The sequence below is a fragment of the Bifidobacterium sp. LH_230 genome (assembly GCF_056357555.1).
This window is the reverse complement of the sequence record NZ_JBKEWJ010000008.1, coordinates 1-13052: the sequence shown is the minus strand read 5'-3', so window position 1 is coordinate 13052 and position 13052 is coordinate 1. Positions and strand designations below refer to the sequence as shown.

Annotated in this window: 25 protein-coding genes; 23 read left to right on the top strand and 2 right to left on the bottom strand. The window is 58.4% G+C overall.

Features of this window, described 5'->3' with window-relative positions; translation table 11 throughout:
• The first annotated feature begins 76 nt into the window (after window positions 1-76).
• The 23 genes from AC1A0G_RS05175 to AC1A0G_RS05065 all read left to right on the top strand — a co-directional run bounded on the left by AC1A0G_RS05175 (window position 77) and on the right by AC1A0G_RS05065 (window position 11722).
• The gene (locus AC1A0G_RS05175) at window positions 77-673 is read left to right on the top strand and encodes a single-stranded DNA-binding protein (RefSeq protein WP_476528072.1); all 597 of its coding nucleotides are present in this window, start codon (window positions 77-79) and stop codon (window positions 671-673) included.
• Between the two features lie 455 nt (window positions 674-1128).
• Window positions 1129-1578, top strand: a complete 450-nt coding sequence (locus AC1A0G_RS05170) for a hypothetical protein (RefSeq protein WP_476528070.1) — start codon at window positions 1129-1131, stop codon at window positions 1576-1578.
• A complete protein-coding gene (locus AC1A0G_RS05165; protein ID WP_476528068.1) occupies window positions 1571-1750 on the top strand; it encodes a hypothetical protein in 180 nt (59 codons plus the stop codon). The genes AC1A0G_RS05170 and AC1A0G_RS05165 overlap by 8 nt, the downstream gene beginning before the upstream one ends.
• Window positions 1747-2037, top strand: a complete 291-nt coding sequence (locus tag AC1A0G_RS05160) for a hypothetical protein (RefSeq protein ID WP_476528067.1) — start codon at window positions 1747-1749, stop codon at window positions 2035-2037. Before AC1A0G_RS05165 ends, AC1A0G_RS05160 begins: the two co-directional genes overlap by 4 nt.
• Window positions 2031-2228, top strand: a complete 198-nt coding sequence (locus tag AC1A0G_RS05155; RefSeq protein ID WP_476528066.1) for a hypothetical protein — start codon at window positions 2031-2033, stop codon at window positions 2226-2228. The genes AC1A0G_RS05160 and AC1A0G_RS05155 overlap by 7 nt, the downstream gene beginning before the upstream one ends.
• Entirely contained in the window at window positions 2222-2458 is a 237-nt protein-coding gene (locus AC1A0G_RS05150) for a hypothetical protein (protein WP_476528064.1), read from the top strand. The genes AC1A0G_RS05155 and AC1A0G_RS05150 overlap by 7 nt, the downstream gene beginning before the upstream one ends.
• On the top strand, window positions 2455-2682 hold the full coding sequence (locus tag AC1A0G_RS05145) for a hypothetical protein (protein ID WP_476528063.1): 228 nt from the start codon (window positions 2455-2457) through the stop codon (window positions 2680-2682). Before AC1A0G_RS05150 ends, AC1A0G_RS05145 begins: the two co-directional genes overlap by 4 nt.
• Before the next feature lie 296 nt (window positions 2683-2978).
• Entirely contained in the window at window positions 2979-3371 is a 393-nt protein-coding gene (locus AC1A0G_RS05140; protein ID WP_476528061.1) for a hypothetical protein, read from the top strand.
• Window positions 3368-3553, top strand: coding sequence for a hypothetical protein (locus tag AC1A0G_RS05135; protein WP_476528059.1), 186 nt, complete (start codon window positions 3368-3370; stop codon window positions 3551-3553). Before AC1A0G_RS05140 ends, AC1A0G_RS05135 begins: the two co-directional genes overlap by 4 nt.
• 181 nt (window positions 3554-3734) lie before the next feature.
• Complete coding sequence (locus tag AC1A0G_RS05130) at window positions 3735-4127, top strand: hypothetical protein (protein WP_476528057.1); 393 nt, start codon at window positions 3735-3737, stop codon at window positions 4125-4127.
• A gap of 416 nt (window positions 4128-4543) precedes the next feature.
• The gene (locus AC1A0G_RS05125; protein ID WP_476528056.1) at window positions 4544-4945 is read left to right on the top strand and encodes a DUF3310 domain-containing protein; all 402 of its coding nucleotides are present in this window, start codon (window positions 4544-4546) and stop codon (window positions 4943-4945) included.
• On the top strand, window positions 4938-5477 hold the full coding sequence (locus AC1A0G_RS05120) for an HNH endonuclease (protein WP_476528055.1): 540 nt from the start codon (window positions 4938-4940) through the stop codon (window positions 5475-5477). Before AC1A0G_RS05125 ends, AC1A0G_RS05120 begins: the two co-directional genes overlap by 8 nt.
• On the top strand, window positions 5458-6405 hold the full coding sequence (locus tag AC1A0G_RS05115) for a hypothetical protein (protein WP_476528053.1): 948 nt from the start codon (window positions 5458-5460) through the stop codon (window positions 6403-6405). The genes AC1A0G_RS05120 and AC1A0G_RS05115 overlap by 20 nt, the downstream gene beginning before the upstream one ends.
• Complete coding sequence (locus AC1A0G_RS05110; RefSeq protein WP_476528052.1) at window positions 6392-6868, top strand: hypothetical protein; 477 nt, start codon at window positions 6392-6394, stop codon at window positions 6866-6868. The genes AC1A0G_RS05115 and AC1A0G_RS05110 overlap by 14 nt, the downstream gene beginning before the upstream one ends.
• A gap of 69 nt (window positions 6869-6937) precedes the next feature.
• Complete coding sequence (locus AC1A0G_RS05105) at window positions 6938-7420, top strand: hypothetical protein (RefSeq protein WP_476528051.1); 483 nt, start codon at window positions 6938-6940, stop codon at window positions 7418-7420.
• A gap of 50 nt (window positions 7421-7470) precedes the next feature.
• A complete protein-coding gene (locus AC1A0G_RS05100; protein ID WP_476528050.1) occupies window positions 7471-8382 on the top strand; it encodes a hypothetical protein in 912 nt (303 codons plus the stop codon).
• 2 nt (window positions 8383-8384) lie between these two features.
• Complete coding sequence (locus AC1A0G_RS05095) at window positions 8385-9128, top strand: BRO-N domain-containing protein (RefSeq protein ID WP_476528048.1); 744 nt, start codon at window positions 8385-8387, stop codon at window positions 9126-9128.
• Window positions 9129-9139: 11 nt separating this feature from the next.
• Window positions 9140-9676 carry a hypothetical protein gene (locus AC1A0G_RS05090; RefSeq protein ID WP_476528046.1) on the top strand — a complete coding sequence of 179 codons (537 nt, stop codon included), beginning with the start codon at window positions 9140-9142 and terminating at the stop codon, window positions 9674-9676.
• Entirely contained in the window at window positions 9673-9924 is a 252-nt protein-coding gene (locus AC1A0G_RS05085) for a hypothetical protein (protein ID WP_476528044.1), read from the top strand. Before AC1A0G_RS05090 ends, AC1A0G_RS05085 begins: the two co-directional genes overlap by 4 nt.
• A complete protein-coding gene (locus AC1A0G_RS05080) occupies window positions 9921-10145 on the top strand; it encodes a hypothetical protein (protein WP_476528042.1) in 225 nt (74 codons plus the stop codon). Before AC1A0G_RS05085 ends, AC1A0G_RS05080 begins: the two co-directional genes overlap by 4 nt.
• Window positions 10142-10360, top strand: coding sequence for a hypothetical protein (locus AC1A0G_RS05075; RefSeq protein ID WP_476528041.1), 219 nt, complete (start codon window positions 10142-10144; stop codon window positions 10358-10360). Before AC1A0G_RS05080 ends, AC1A0G_RS05075 begins: the two co-directional genes overlap by 4 nt.
• Window positions 10360-11364, top strand: a complete 1005-nt coding sequence (locus tag AC1A0G_RS05070; protein ID WP_476528039.1) for a hypothetical protein — start codon at window positions 10360-10362, stop codon at window positions 11362-11364. The genes AC1A0G_RS05075 and AC1A0G_RS05070 overlap by 1 nt, the downstream gene beginning before the upstream one ends.
• A gap of 67 nt (window positions 11365-11431) precedes the next feature.
• Complete coding sequence (locus AC1A0G_RS05065) at window positions 11432-11722, top strand: hypothetical protein (RefSeq protein ID WP_476528037.1); 291 nt, start codon at window positions 11432-11434, stop codon at window positions 11720-11722.
• Between the two features lie 217 nt (window positions 11723-11939).
• On the opposite strand, the gene AC1A0G_RS05060 is transcribed toward AC1A0G_RS05065, so the two are convergent.
• Window positions 11940-12416: a hypothetical protein gene (locus AC1A0G_RS05060; RefSeq protein WP_476528035.1), complete on the bottom strand. Its 477-nt coding sequence runs from the start codon at window positions 12414-12416 to the stop codon at window positions 11940-11942.
• A 174-nt stretch (window positions 12417-12590) separates the two neighbouring features.
• Window positions 12591-13052: hypothetical protein (locus tag AC1A0G_RS05055; protein WP_476528033.1), on the bottom strand; the 462-nt coding region annotated here is incomplete at its 5' end.

Here is a 13052-nt window from a genome sequence, read left to right as displayed (position 1 = left end):
ATCAACCCACGTTGCGATTGTCCCAAGAAGTGCGAGGACGAGCGGGAAGCGAAACGCAGGAAGATAAGGAAATACTATGGCTAACGAAACACGAGTGATCATCGAGAACGCCCGGTTGGGAGCCGATCCGGAGCGCAAGACCGGGAAGAACAGCGGACAGCCGTACGTGAGTCTGCGGTTCGCGACCACTCCGTACCGGAAGAACAAGCAGACCGGCCAGTATGAGAACTTGGAGACCGAGTGGTGGAGCGCGGTCGAGTTCGACGAACGGCAGATGCAGACTTATCTCGAGCAGTTGCATAAGGGCGACAGCATTCGCGTCGAAGGCGTATTGGCGCTCGGCATCTATACGGATAAGGACGGTCATCCGCAGATCGACCGTCAGGTGTCGTGGGCGCGGATCTCAAAGAACCTGCCCAAGGCTAAGCAGGAGCAGCAGGGCTTCCAACAGGCGCAGCAGTACCAGTCGCAGGGCGGTTTCTCAAACGCCAATCCGTTCAACGGAGCGCAACCCGCGCAGGACGTGCAACAGTATCCGCAACAACAGCCTACTGTCCAGCAGCCGATTTCGGGCACGCCATCCGACCCGTGGGGTCAGGTGCAAACCGCGCAGGGAACCCGGTGGGCCGCGCCGCAAGTCGATTTCGGCCCCGTGAAGGAACCGGAGTTCTAGTGCCACGACAGCCGAGCGTGCGCGTATGCGACTTGGTGGACGCGCGGGATGGCTGGCGGTGCATGCGATGCGGGAAATCCTACGAGTGGTCCGGGTTTTCCCGTCATCACCGGCATAACCGCAGTCACCCCTACCCCCGGTTGCATGAGGCATCGAATCTGATTCTGATGTGTGGGAGCGGCGTCACGGGTTGTCATGGCTGGTGTCACGCTCATCCCAAACAGGCACAGGAGTACGGGTGGATCGTCAGTGGTTTCGATGACCACCCGGAACTGGTGCCGGTCCTGACCAGACTGCACGGCTGGGTGTTGTTGGACGACGAGGGCGGGTGGACGCCGTGTGCAAGCCCGTTGACGTAGAAGCCATCAAACACGAACAACATTTCTATCCCCTCTGGTGGGAACAACTCCCGCCAGAGGTATTCAACCGATTGAAATCTGAATGGGAGCAGGAACATGAATGAGTTTTTGACGCCGGAACATGTACTTAGGTGTGACGAACCGGTGAGTAATCCTGACTATGAGCGTATCGACGATCATCATGATCTGCGTGAGGGTGACCTCGTCGTCACTCTCATCGGGAACCGATACAAGGTTCTCGCCACGCGCGAAGGCAGTGACTACGTCAAATGCCGCACGCTTGAGGACCCCGGTTCACCCTTTAGCCTCGACGTCAGTGAAATCCGCTACGTACTACGCCGGAAGCTTCAGCTGCCGGATAAGCCCGGCCTGTGGGTGGACACGGATGGAGACCTGTGGGTGCGAGACAAGGAAGCTATGGTACGAATCACCGACGGGAATGAATACAGCACCCGGTTCTCAGAGAATGCGTATCCCATCGGCAGCAAGTGGATTGAAAACTTCGCCCCGTTCCGTCCGTACAAGCCAGAGACCGACCATGAGTGACGTGCAGAAGATCATTCACGACGAGATCGTGAAAGCCAGCAAATACGGGTTTGACGACAGGTGGAACGACGGGTACGTCTCGGGACTTTCCTTCGCGCTGCGTCGTGCGGTCGATGCGGATGGCGTGAATCGTACCGGCTGCAAGGCATTCGACATTAAAGAGGACTCATGAGCTATGAGAACTCATTGTTCTACCGCGTGGTGTGCGACCAGTGCGGGCGCAAGTATGAGAGTGACGACTTCGACTGGTGGTTTTACTCGGAGCAGGCCGAGGATGCCGCCGTGGATGCCGGTTGGCAGGAGCATGACGGCACTCATTATTGCCCGGATTGCCGGCATGCGCAGTGTGACGCGTGCGGCAGATTCCATCCCGATGATGAGTCCGGTTGGGTGGATGAGGACGACGACTGGTACTGCCCTGACTGTTGGGCCAGGTCGATCGAGGTGAAGCGATGCTAGGCCAGATCATTGATCGTATTGAGGTCTATTACGACGACAACGACGTGTTCGAGTACACGTACAACCGTGACACGAAGTCGTGGGAGTGCGAGTCGATTCCCGAGGACATGGAGAGTCGGGAGATCATCACGGCGCTCACATCCGTGGTCCGTATCGAAGCCAAACGACTGTTCAAGGAGGAATCGTGCTGATTTACCGTCATGGGGAACGCCCTGATTTCAAAGGCTTGTGGTGGCACTTGGTTTGGATCGTCTGGTGCGCGTTCTTCGCCGGGCGTGCTTTGGCCCGGGAGGATTGGCTGTCGCTCGCCGTTCAGGTCATATGCCTCGCATTGTGGATCTACTGGACGGTCGACAGGCTGCGGAACATGACATGGCACGTCATCGAAATCAACGTCCCGACCGGCAAGGAGAACTCATGAGGAAACGAATCATTACCGGCCTGTGCACGGTCGGCATGCTCGCCACGCTCGGCGGCTGCACTGCGGGCACGTACGACGATCCGAAAACCGGCTATGAGCGGGTCTACCAGCTTAATGATGGACGTCGCGTCACCTGCATCAGGGATACGGGAGGCACGAACGGACTTGGTTTGTCGTGTGATTGGGCGCATGCGGATGGTGCGGACAAGGGGTGGTCGCAGTGAGCAGGACGAAGACCGTGGAACCGAAACCGGTGTCGAATTGGCGTCAGGCCAAACGTGACGCGTGGAACGCGGGTTATCTGGCGTGTTTGAACGATGTGGCCGGCGCTCACGATCGCATCCATATCGAACACCCGACTCTCAACCCTTATGGGAGTGATGCGGATGATGCGCCTGTATGCGGATGAGACGCCACCCGACGACGAATACTGCCCCTTGTGCGGCAGTCCGTTGAACGCGTGGGGGCATTGCATGGAGGAACGGTTGCATGAGGACCCGTATGACGGTTGGAGGGATGAGTGAGGCTCGAACTGGAACTGACGATTCCCTCCGACTTGTGGTGGACGTCGAACAGTCGCGGCCCGTGGCAGAAGAAATGGAAGCGAACACGCGCGGTCAAGGAGCTGGCGTGGGTCATGGCCCGGAACCTGAAAACCCAGCACAAGCTGCGCTCCCCCGTGTTCGAGCAATGCCATGTGACCGCGTACATCGCCTACCCGCCCAACGCACGGCGATACGACCCCGGCAATGCCTCCCCTATGGTCAAGGCGGCTATCGACGCATGCACCACCGCCGGCTATTTTCCCGATGACGACAGTCTGCATCTGGTCGGCCCCGACTATCGCAAAGCCGACCATCCCGCCCCCAAAGGGCTTCACATCATCACTTTGGTCATGGAGGACATCGAATGATCGGCTATCTCACCAACTATCTGCTGCCGATGCTCGTGTACATGGGAGTCGTCGGATTGGGACTGGTGTTCGTGTTCGCACCGGCCTTCTACCTGCTGGACGAAGACCTTTGGTTGGGAGCGTTCCTGTGGTTCCTGTTCAGCATCGCCATCGTCTTCTCTCTCATGTTGTTCTTCGGGTGATCGTATGCCGTATAGCAATCATCCGCAGCCGATGGGCGGCAGTCACCCCATCTCAAGGCGTGCGCCGGATCATCCGCTGCCGCACGCGCCCAAAACATCCGATCCGAGTCTGGTTGAACTGATGCTCGCCGACAGGGAGTACATCGACCGGCAACGACACCTTATATATAAGGAGTGAATCATGAGCTACGACCTGTTCGTCGCGCCGGCGACGGTAGGCGAAGACGATCTGTGGGACGCGTGTTCTGACACGCGCGGCTACGACACCGGCATCGAATCGTATGGAGACTACGATGCCGGCGCGTATTTCAACTACACGTACAATCTCGGCCGGTTCCTCACCGCATACAAGGTGAATCCGATACGCGACTTGGACGGGTTGACCGGCCGGGAATGCGCCAGCCGCATCGACATCGCATTGCGCGAGATCGAACAAGAGGATCAGGGCATGCTCGCCGACTTGTACAATCCCGCGAACAATTGGGGCAGCGTCGCCGGCGCGACCAACTGGTTGCGCGTCCTGCGCCGATACTGTCTCGACCATCCCACGTATCTGGTGCGGGAACGTTCATGACCGCGCGAGGCGATGACCGGAAACTCTGGAACCTGCTGGCCCGTCAAGGCTACACGGTCATGAAGGCCCGGTCCGGGCATTGGCACGTGTACGACACGACGGGCCAGCTTCTTCTCTCCACCAGTGGCACGCCGTCCGATCGGCGTGCACGCAAGAACCTCATCATGCAACTCAGGAGATACGAATGCTTGACATGACACGTGACCGTCGTCTCCGCTGCCCCATGTGCGGGCGACTGGGACAAATGCAGGAGCACGTCAACCGCAATTACTGGAGCGGCGACGGGACAAGCATCTACCGCATGTACTGTCCGTGCGGGCATATCAGCACGAACTGGAAAAACCAGCCCGGCGACGCATACCGAGAATGGCTCGACCTGATCGGCTTGACCAAACAACGATTGAAAGGACACGACAATGACCGATAACGTCGAACATCCGGCTCACTACGAGTCCGGCCCGTATGAGTGCATCCTGCTCGTGGAGTGCTTCACGTTCAACGTGGGCAACTGTCTGAAATACGTGTGGCGGCACAAGCTCAAAAACCGTCCCCTCGAAGACTTACGGAAGGCCCGATGGTATGCGTTGCGCGCAATCAGCAACGGCGAGGACTTTGCGCCGGCAGTTCCCTTGGTGAAAGCACAATCAGGCGGACTGCGTCATCCACAGTATGACTGGCGCACACTGCTGCTCATCAAAGCGGACAGTGTGAGCGATGTACGGGAGCAAGATTTCTGGCTAGCGGTCTTTCTCAATGATCACCCCGGTATCGAAACAGCATTGGATCAGCTCATCAAGGAGACTCAGGAACATGGCTAACGAAACGGAAATCTTCGCGAAGTTCAGCGCTTTCCTGTGGATGAACGAGAAGTTCGGCACGTTCGCTTCACAAAATCCTCGCGCGGCGATCGTGTGGGTCAAGGCCATCACGTACGCGACAAGCGAGAGAACAAACGGTTTTGTCGCGACGTTTGCCGCGAAATGTTTCCTTGGGGCGAAGAAGAAAGACCTGTCGTTATTGGAGGCTCATGGTTTTTTCGAACCAGTCGCCGGCGGATGGGTGATACACGATTTCAGCGAGTGGCAATCGAATCGATCTCGTGCTGAATCAGAGAATCGGGCGTCAATCCCGAAATATATGCGCAGGAAAGTCTATGCCCGCGACGGGTACAAGTGTCTTCGTTGCGGAAGCACTAAGAACCTCACCATCGATCACATCTATCCGTGGTCGATGGGAGGCCGGGACGACATCGACAACTTCCAGACGCTATGCCAATCGTGCAACTCGTGGAAGCACACCAAGGTAATCGACTTCAGAAAAGGACATAACAATGGCTCGGAAACCCACTGAGGGATATGTGCAGCTGGTCAACAGCTATTTCATGAACTGGAAGGTGCGCCGACTGCGCGAAACCGCGCCGACGGCGTTGGGCGTGTTCTCGATGGTGCTGTCGTATTGCGGGTTCAAACTGTCGGACGGTTGGATCACATACAACGATCTGCGATACGTGATCGGCGCATCCGACGAGGAGATCGACGCCCTGTGCGGTGTCGAAATGCTCGTCAGGGACGAGACCGGCGACAATTACATGGTGCACGATTACCTGCGCCATAACCGCAGTAACGAGCAGGTAACGAAGAAGCGCAGCACCAATTCAGCCAATAAGACACCGAATGATGCTGATTCGGTACCGGAAAACACGAAAACCTTCGCCGAAGTGCCGCTTTTGTTCCCTGATTCGGACGATACGGTACAAAAAAGTGCGGAAACCTCCGCCGAAGCGCCGAAAAACGACGCCGTTTCGGGACAAACTACAGAACAACAGAACAACAGAACTACAGAACATTCTTCTTTTACTCCCCCTACCCCCTCGCGGCCTGATTTCGACAGGCTGCTGGATCGGATCGAATCGTTCTATCCGACGAACAGGTTCGACGGCCGTGTGTCCCAGGTGAGGTTCGATCTGGAGGCCGAGTGGCCGAAGGTCATCCGTGCGGCGGGCGACGCTGACCCGGTGTCGTTCTTCGAAGCGAAGTGCCGCGCGTACGTGGATGCGACGGAGGAACGCTACGTGTGCCGGTTCAGCCGGTTCCTCGCGCAGGAGCTGTACGCGCGCAACTGGCAGAAGCAGCTTCCACCGCCCCAGTCGGCGTTCACGAAACCGCCCGTGAGCCGTAGCCAGCAGAACTTGGATCACAATCGTCAGGTCGTGTGGGATTTGATGACCCCGGAGGAACGCGACCGTTACCGGAAGGAGCATTCGGATGCTTTCGCTTAGTGAGGCGGGCGTGGTTCTCGCCGCGATCCGCAGCCATCACGGCAACGCGATGATCGACGCGCAGCAGGTGGAACAGTTCCGCAGCGAGTTGAAGGAGTCGATGACCGTGGCGGAGGCGTTGGAGGCTGTCAGGCGCTTCTATTCGCAGGATGTGACCGGCCGTTGGTGCATGGCCGGCAACGTGAACGCGATCGTCACCGGCATGCGTAACCAGTCGAAACCGAGCGAGGCTCAGATCGGCCGTGAATGCGAGGCACTGGGTTTGGATGGCTTGCAGTCGTGGATGTACCGGCGTCAGCGCATGTTGGGCAAGCCCGCGGATGAGGCGGGGCGGATCGCAATCGATTACCGGCCGCAATTGGAACCGGTGAAACCGAAGACGCGTCCCCGTCCGGGTGTTGGTTTCAATCCGAGGCTCGGAATCAACCTCACGGACACGATCGGACACGGACGCGAACAATGAGCCGCGTTTCATACGAGAACGCGCGCACGACCCGATTACGTGACGTTTTAGCCTATTGGAGGTTTCACCGTGAACATCGACTTGGATGATCCCGAGATCAAGATGATGGTGTCGCAGCTGCGCGACGCGCCACCGGACGCGAAGGCCCGCAAGAAGATCCGGCAGAAAGCCTATTACGAGGCGAACCGTGAGAAGATCCGCCGTAGGCAGGCCGCTTATCGCGAAGCGCACAGGGAAGAGCTGCGCGAGTACTTCCGCAACCTCGACCACGACAAACGCAACGAGCAGCGCCGTCTGAAATACAATTCCGACCCAGAGTATCGTCAAGCTCAACTGGACAGGATGCGCGAATGGCGGCAGTCGCACGAGACCACGCCCGAGGAACGCGCACGCCAGCGCGAGAACCAGAAACGCTGGGAACGGAAGAACAGGGCGAAACGAAACGAGTACCGGCGGCAATACCGGCGGACGCATCCCGAGTTCCGCGAACGGGACAACCAGCGCCGCAGGGAACGGAAGGCGAAACTCGCCGAAACAGCGAAGGCGGCGTGATACACTGACTTCAGTTGAACGCCTGACCTTGGACCACAAGGTTAGGATTCGTGTTGTCTGAAGGTCAGATTCAAGCCCCCTCCCCTCGTATCTGCGCGTACGCGACGTGCTGGCGCGAGGTCGTCACCGACGCGCCCACCCCACTGATCGGGGTGATCGTCCCCGAGAACACGTCGCTCATGTGCATGGTGCATGAGCGTCAGGTGCGCGACGAGTTCGACTGGCTCGCCCGCAACCTCGACGACCTCGAGCATTACCGGATCAACCGCGCGTACGGTCACAGCCAAGGCGCCGGCGGATCGTCCGGCACCGCGCCCGCACCATTGCGCGAGACCCTGTCCGACCTGCTGTACCGGGTGGACGACCAAGGGTATCCGGGATTGCAACCCACCCTGTACGAGTGGGCAAGATCGCTCGCGTTGAACGTGCCCGCCACATGCGACCTCGCATCATTGGCGCATCGTCTGCGCACCTGCTACCGGCTCATGGAGAACTCCGCGACCCCCGTGTACGCGCGCCAGTTGCACGAGCAGGTGACACGGTTGCGCCGGTTCCTCGAACCCGACGACGGGAAGACCATCATCCTCGGCCCCTGCCCCGCGAAGGACTGCGGCACCCCGTTGTCTGGACGCGCGGACGCGAAGGACGTGCAATGCCCCCACTGCCACAGCAGATGGGCGACCGGCTATCTCATTGCGCAACGACGCGAACGCATCCTCCACAGTCCGAAGCTCGGAACCCAGTCGGAACTGGCGGAACTGTTGAAGGCATGCGGCGTGCACGTGAACAAGGGAACCATGCGCCAATGGGTACACCGCGGACAGTTGCCCCAAGCCGGCGAAAACAGCCTCTCCAAACCCGTCTACCGATTGGCGGACGCCTACCGTCTCGCCACCGACGGCCCCACACCACCAACCACACAAGCTGACAACATCTGGCAAACGATCAACACGAAGGAGTAACCATGAACCAGATCCAAACCTACGATTTCAACGATTACGCGCTCAGGGCGTTGACTGACGAGAACGGCGAAGTCTGGTTCATCGCCAAGGACGTATGCGACATCCTCGGCATCGCCAACAATCGCGACGCCGTGTCCCAGCTTGACGACGACGAAAGGAATACCGTCGCCATTACCGACGGAACCTCCGGCAACCCCAACAAGACCATCATCTCAGAACCCGGCCTGTACGACTTGGTATGGAAGTCACGCAAGCCGGAAGCCAAGGCGTTCAAGCGCTGGGTCAAGCATGACGTGCTGCCGTCCATCCGCAAGACCGGCAGCTACACGATGCAACGCGATCAGCACCTGCTCGAGGCCAAGCACCATGAGCGCATGGGCAAGATCGAGCTGCTGAAAGCGTCGGAAGGACTCGTGCACAAGGACTTCCTCGAAGCGAAGGCGCGTATCGTCATCGCTCAGGAGCTTGGAGAATTACCGGAGATCGACCCGAAGACTCGCCCCTTGTATGTACAGGACTATCTCAAGGAAAAGAACCTGAGCGGCAAGCAGGCCAAGTCCAAGGGCGGCGTGTTCGGCAAGAAGCTCAAGTCATTGTACAAGGCCAAGTACGGCGTAGATCCGCAACGCGCCGATCTGACACTACCGAACGGTCATATCACCAAGGTCTACGCCTACACGGAAGCCGACCGCCAGCTTTTCGATCAGGCATGGTTTGAACTCAATCCCCTGTCAATCACCGCATGAAAGGAACCATCATGACAACCATCATCCCCCAGCTCACGATCACCCCGCGACCGGAGATCGAAGAGTTTGACCTGCCGAAGTACTACGACGTGGAAGCCGTGCTCGTTCACCTCGTCACGCCCGTCAAGGGGCATCGCGTCGTGTTCGCGGCCGGCATGTCCCTCCTGCCCAACGTCGGTCTGCTGCTGGATGAAACCCAGTGGGGTGACGATTCCGACGACTACGAGCAGGATGACGACCCCGACGGCATGCTCACCATGCTCGTCCCGTTCTCCAATATCGGTGCCGTCCAGCGCGTTCCCGGCGAACTCGTGGACACGCTCGATGACGCCACGCAGATCAAAGAGGCCGTCTGGCAGTTGGACGACGCGTGGAAACGGCTCAACAGCGTCGCCCTGCTGCACGACAACAACCCGCAGGAACACAAGCTGCCCGTACCCGAGGACGTCGTGAACCGTCTTATCCGCGTCAGCGGCGAAATGCGCGAAGCCCTGTATGACTGCGCCGGCAAGCTCGGCATCGACCTGGACGAGGACGCGAACGCATGAGTGTCGATATGGGAACCGTCGAGATCGACCTTGACCTCGCCTACAAGGGCTGTAGTCTCGCCTCGTTCAGCGTGGACGTGCCGGTACGAGGACACGTGGTAACGAACGAACTGGTGCTCGGCAATACCCCGTACAGGGCGAGGATCGAAGTCGAACCATTGCCGGACGGATTGTTGGAATCGGCCGTCAAGGCCGGTGTCGAAGCGTTCCAGACCGCGTTCGACATGAAAATCAAGGAGACAAAATGAAACTCAAGCGTACGGTCAGTATCCCCCTCGCCCCTACTGGAAATGAGCATACGGGGACGCTCACGTTGAGCCTGCCGTACATCACGGACGGCCAGACATCGGACAGCTATTGCGACATCAACGGGACCACCGGCTACGTGGATGATTCACGCCGGCTCGTCTACGCGTTCAACAGCGCGTGCGAGGCATTCCAAGCCGCGTTCCAGAAGGACATGTCATGAGCGTGTACCGGCTCCCGGATATTCCACTGACGATCGTCGGCCATACCGTCACCCTGTACCGGGACGGGCTGCCGCACATCACCGGTCAGCTCACCGACATCAACGTAAGCGCTAGGCATGGCGAGTATTGGGCCGACCTGAAATTCGACGGCATGACCACGACACGGTTCACGTCCGCCGACAAGACCGACTACAAACTGGAGGTAAAAGACTGATGCAGGACATGCAGGAACCGCCGCAATCCGACGACGATGATTCCGCGTACGAGGAGCTGCGCCGACAGGTACGTAAGGCGCTCTCCCCCGTGTTGGGTATGAAACCGTACGTGCTCGTCGTGGATGCGAGCACGTTGGACGATCTGAAAGAAGACACGGAGAACATCTACATCATTACGCCTGAATATCAGCGCGGCATCCTGACCCGCGGCCTGTTGGACACGGCGAAAGAGATCGACGCCGGCACGTGGGTCGGAGTGGGGGGGGCGGTGACTGATGGCGAAGCTCACGAGTCGCGGACGCAAACGCATGAAGGCCAGCTCGTTCGCATTGCCGTCGAAACGCGCTTATCCGATCCAAGACCGGGCACACGCAATTTCGGCTCTCTCGCGGGTGGCACAACACGGCACCCCTACAGAGAAGGCCAAGGTTCGCGCGGCCGTCCACCGCAAATACCCCAGCATCCAGATCAGCGGACTCACCAAGAAACGGAGGAAGAAGTAATGAGCCGTAAGAACATTCGCGTCGCATGGAAGGACTTGCAGCCCGGCGACCTCATCCACGTCAAGGGCACTACGAACACGTACAGGTTCGAGAAACACGACGACACGGCAAACAGCCGGCAACACGAGTTCATCACAGTCAAGACGCCGGGATTACACCCCACTAGGTCTTTTGTCATGGACGACGATTTCGCGTACGCGACCCGACCAGCGCCCAAACAACCGATGCAGCCCCTCAAGGAACCGACAATGCCGGGCGAATACTGGGTGCAAGTGGACCTGGGACCGACCTATGACCAACCCCGCGTATGGTGCAAGCTGATCCGCAGGGCAATGATGCTCGTAGATTTCGCCGGATACGACAAACCTTGGATGGACGCCACAACGAACCTGTTTCCGAACGCGTGGACGGACTGGGAATCCATTATCACCGCCAATCATGTGATCGACGTGCTGCCCGCCAAGGAATACTATACGCGCAAGATCAAGGGGGAACTGTGATTCTCATCCCGCTCGCACTAGTCATGCTGCTGCTCGCGGCGATCATCATCGAGGAATCGAGGAAACGTTGACCACTCTCACCCAGAAACAACAGGACTATCAGAACGTGATGATCGTCCGCAACACGATCAACGCGTTGTACACGGCGCAGAAGATCAGCGGCAAACCGTTGAGCGAACTCATCCAAGCCGCCAAACAAGGATACAGGCGTCTCACGTGCAGGCGCGTGGATGACGGGCGCATCCCGTTCGTGGACAACGGCATCCCCGTCGCCGCGAACACGAGCGTCGAACTGCCCGACCTCGAACTCTGGTATAAAGCCATCACCGAACTGGGACTGGCGTCAAATGAAGCCTGACCTATTTAGCGACGACATGCTGCCGTACTGCGCTCGGACGGTAAAACTGATGATGGCCGGTATCATCCACCGGCATCAGTACGACATCCACCTGCGCCCGCTAGTCAGCGATCCTCTCTGGCTCATACGTCTGCATAACGCGTTAACAAGCCGCGACTAATCAGTTAAAACCCTCGAAAACGGTATACGACATACCAGTTTCGAGGGTTTCACCATGTCAGCGCACGCTTTCGCACGGACGGCCAGCGCTTGTGTTACGCGTCTGCGCCCACGCACGCACCGCATGCTCGGAATACAACGGCCCTTGAGCGGTCTCAATGACCGGTTTCGGGAACGAGGGTATCTTGCGGAACTCCCTCGCCCGCTGCCGCGACACCCCTGCCATGTTCGCTATCTCAGCATACCCAACTACCGGCGGATACAGCGGCTCACGGTTCATGCTGATAGCCGTATCCCAGTCATGCACCTCGAAGCCTGAGACGACTGCACCGGGCAGCACGCCGCGCAACAGCTCTTCGGCCGCATCGAGCGCCCTTTCGCCACTGTCCGCCTTCACGGCCAGCGTCAAGCCACCGCCGTTCCCGTCCGGGTTGACGGCAACGCTCGCACCGTACCCGCCGAGCGCGTCCATCAGATCAAACGCCGTATCCTCATCGAGCTTCGCCTTGAAGTCAAGGGAAACCTGCCATTCCATGCCCATGCCCCGCCTATCCGTTACTAAAGCCGACGCCGGCCCCCACGCAGGGGCCGGCGCATGCTTTGTTTTGCACTGTTCCTAGGCCATTGAGAGATTGCCAAACGAACCATGATTGTGGTAGCCTTGCCGTAGCAGCCTAGGAAACTGTCTACAGCAAGGCCACCGTGCCGCTCACTCTTGGAATCCGCCGCGTCGCAGGTATTTCAGGCAGTTGTCATACCACCGGACATCCGAAGGTGTCTTGTGGATGGCAACGCCGGCCTTTGACTTGTCGGGCGGGTAGCACATCCAGCCTTTTTTCATCGGCTTGACCTGCCAGCCCTGTTCCTTGAGCTTTTCAAGGAGCGGTTCGATCCGTTTGTCCTTGATGTCGGATGAACCTTTCGATGGTTTTTCAGTTATTGCCAGCGGGTAAACCGTTGACAGTGACAATAATATATTAAATGTTGTCACTGTCAACAATCGGCGTTTCGTACAATCGGACTCACCTTGGCTGATATTACTAATGTGGCGCTTGTGTTGTTTTCGTGGGTGTGGGTTCGTCGTTGAGCCGTTGAGGGAGTAAGAGAAGAGCGCTTCCTGGGTAGGATGTTTTCGACCAAGATAAACAAACAACCAAAAAGCGCCTGATGA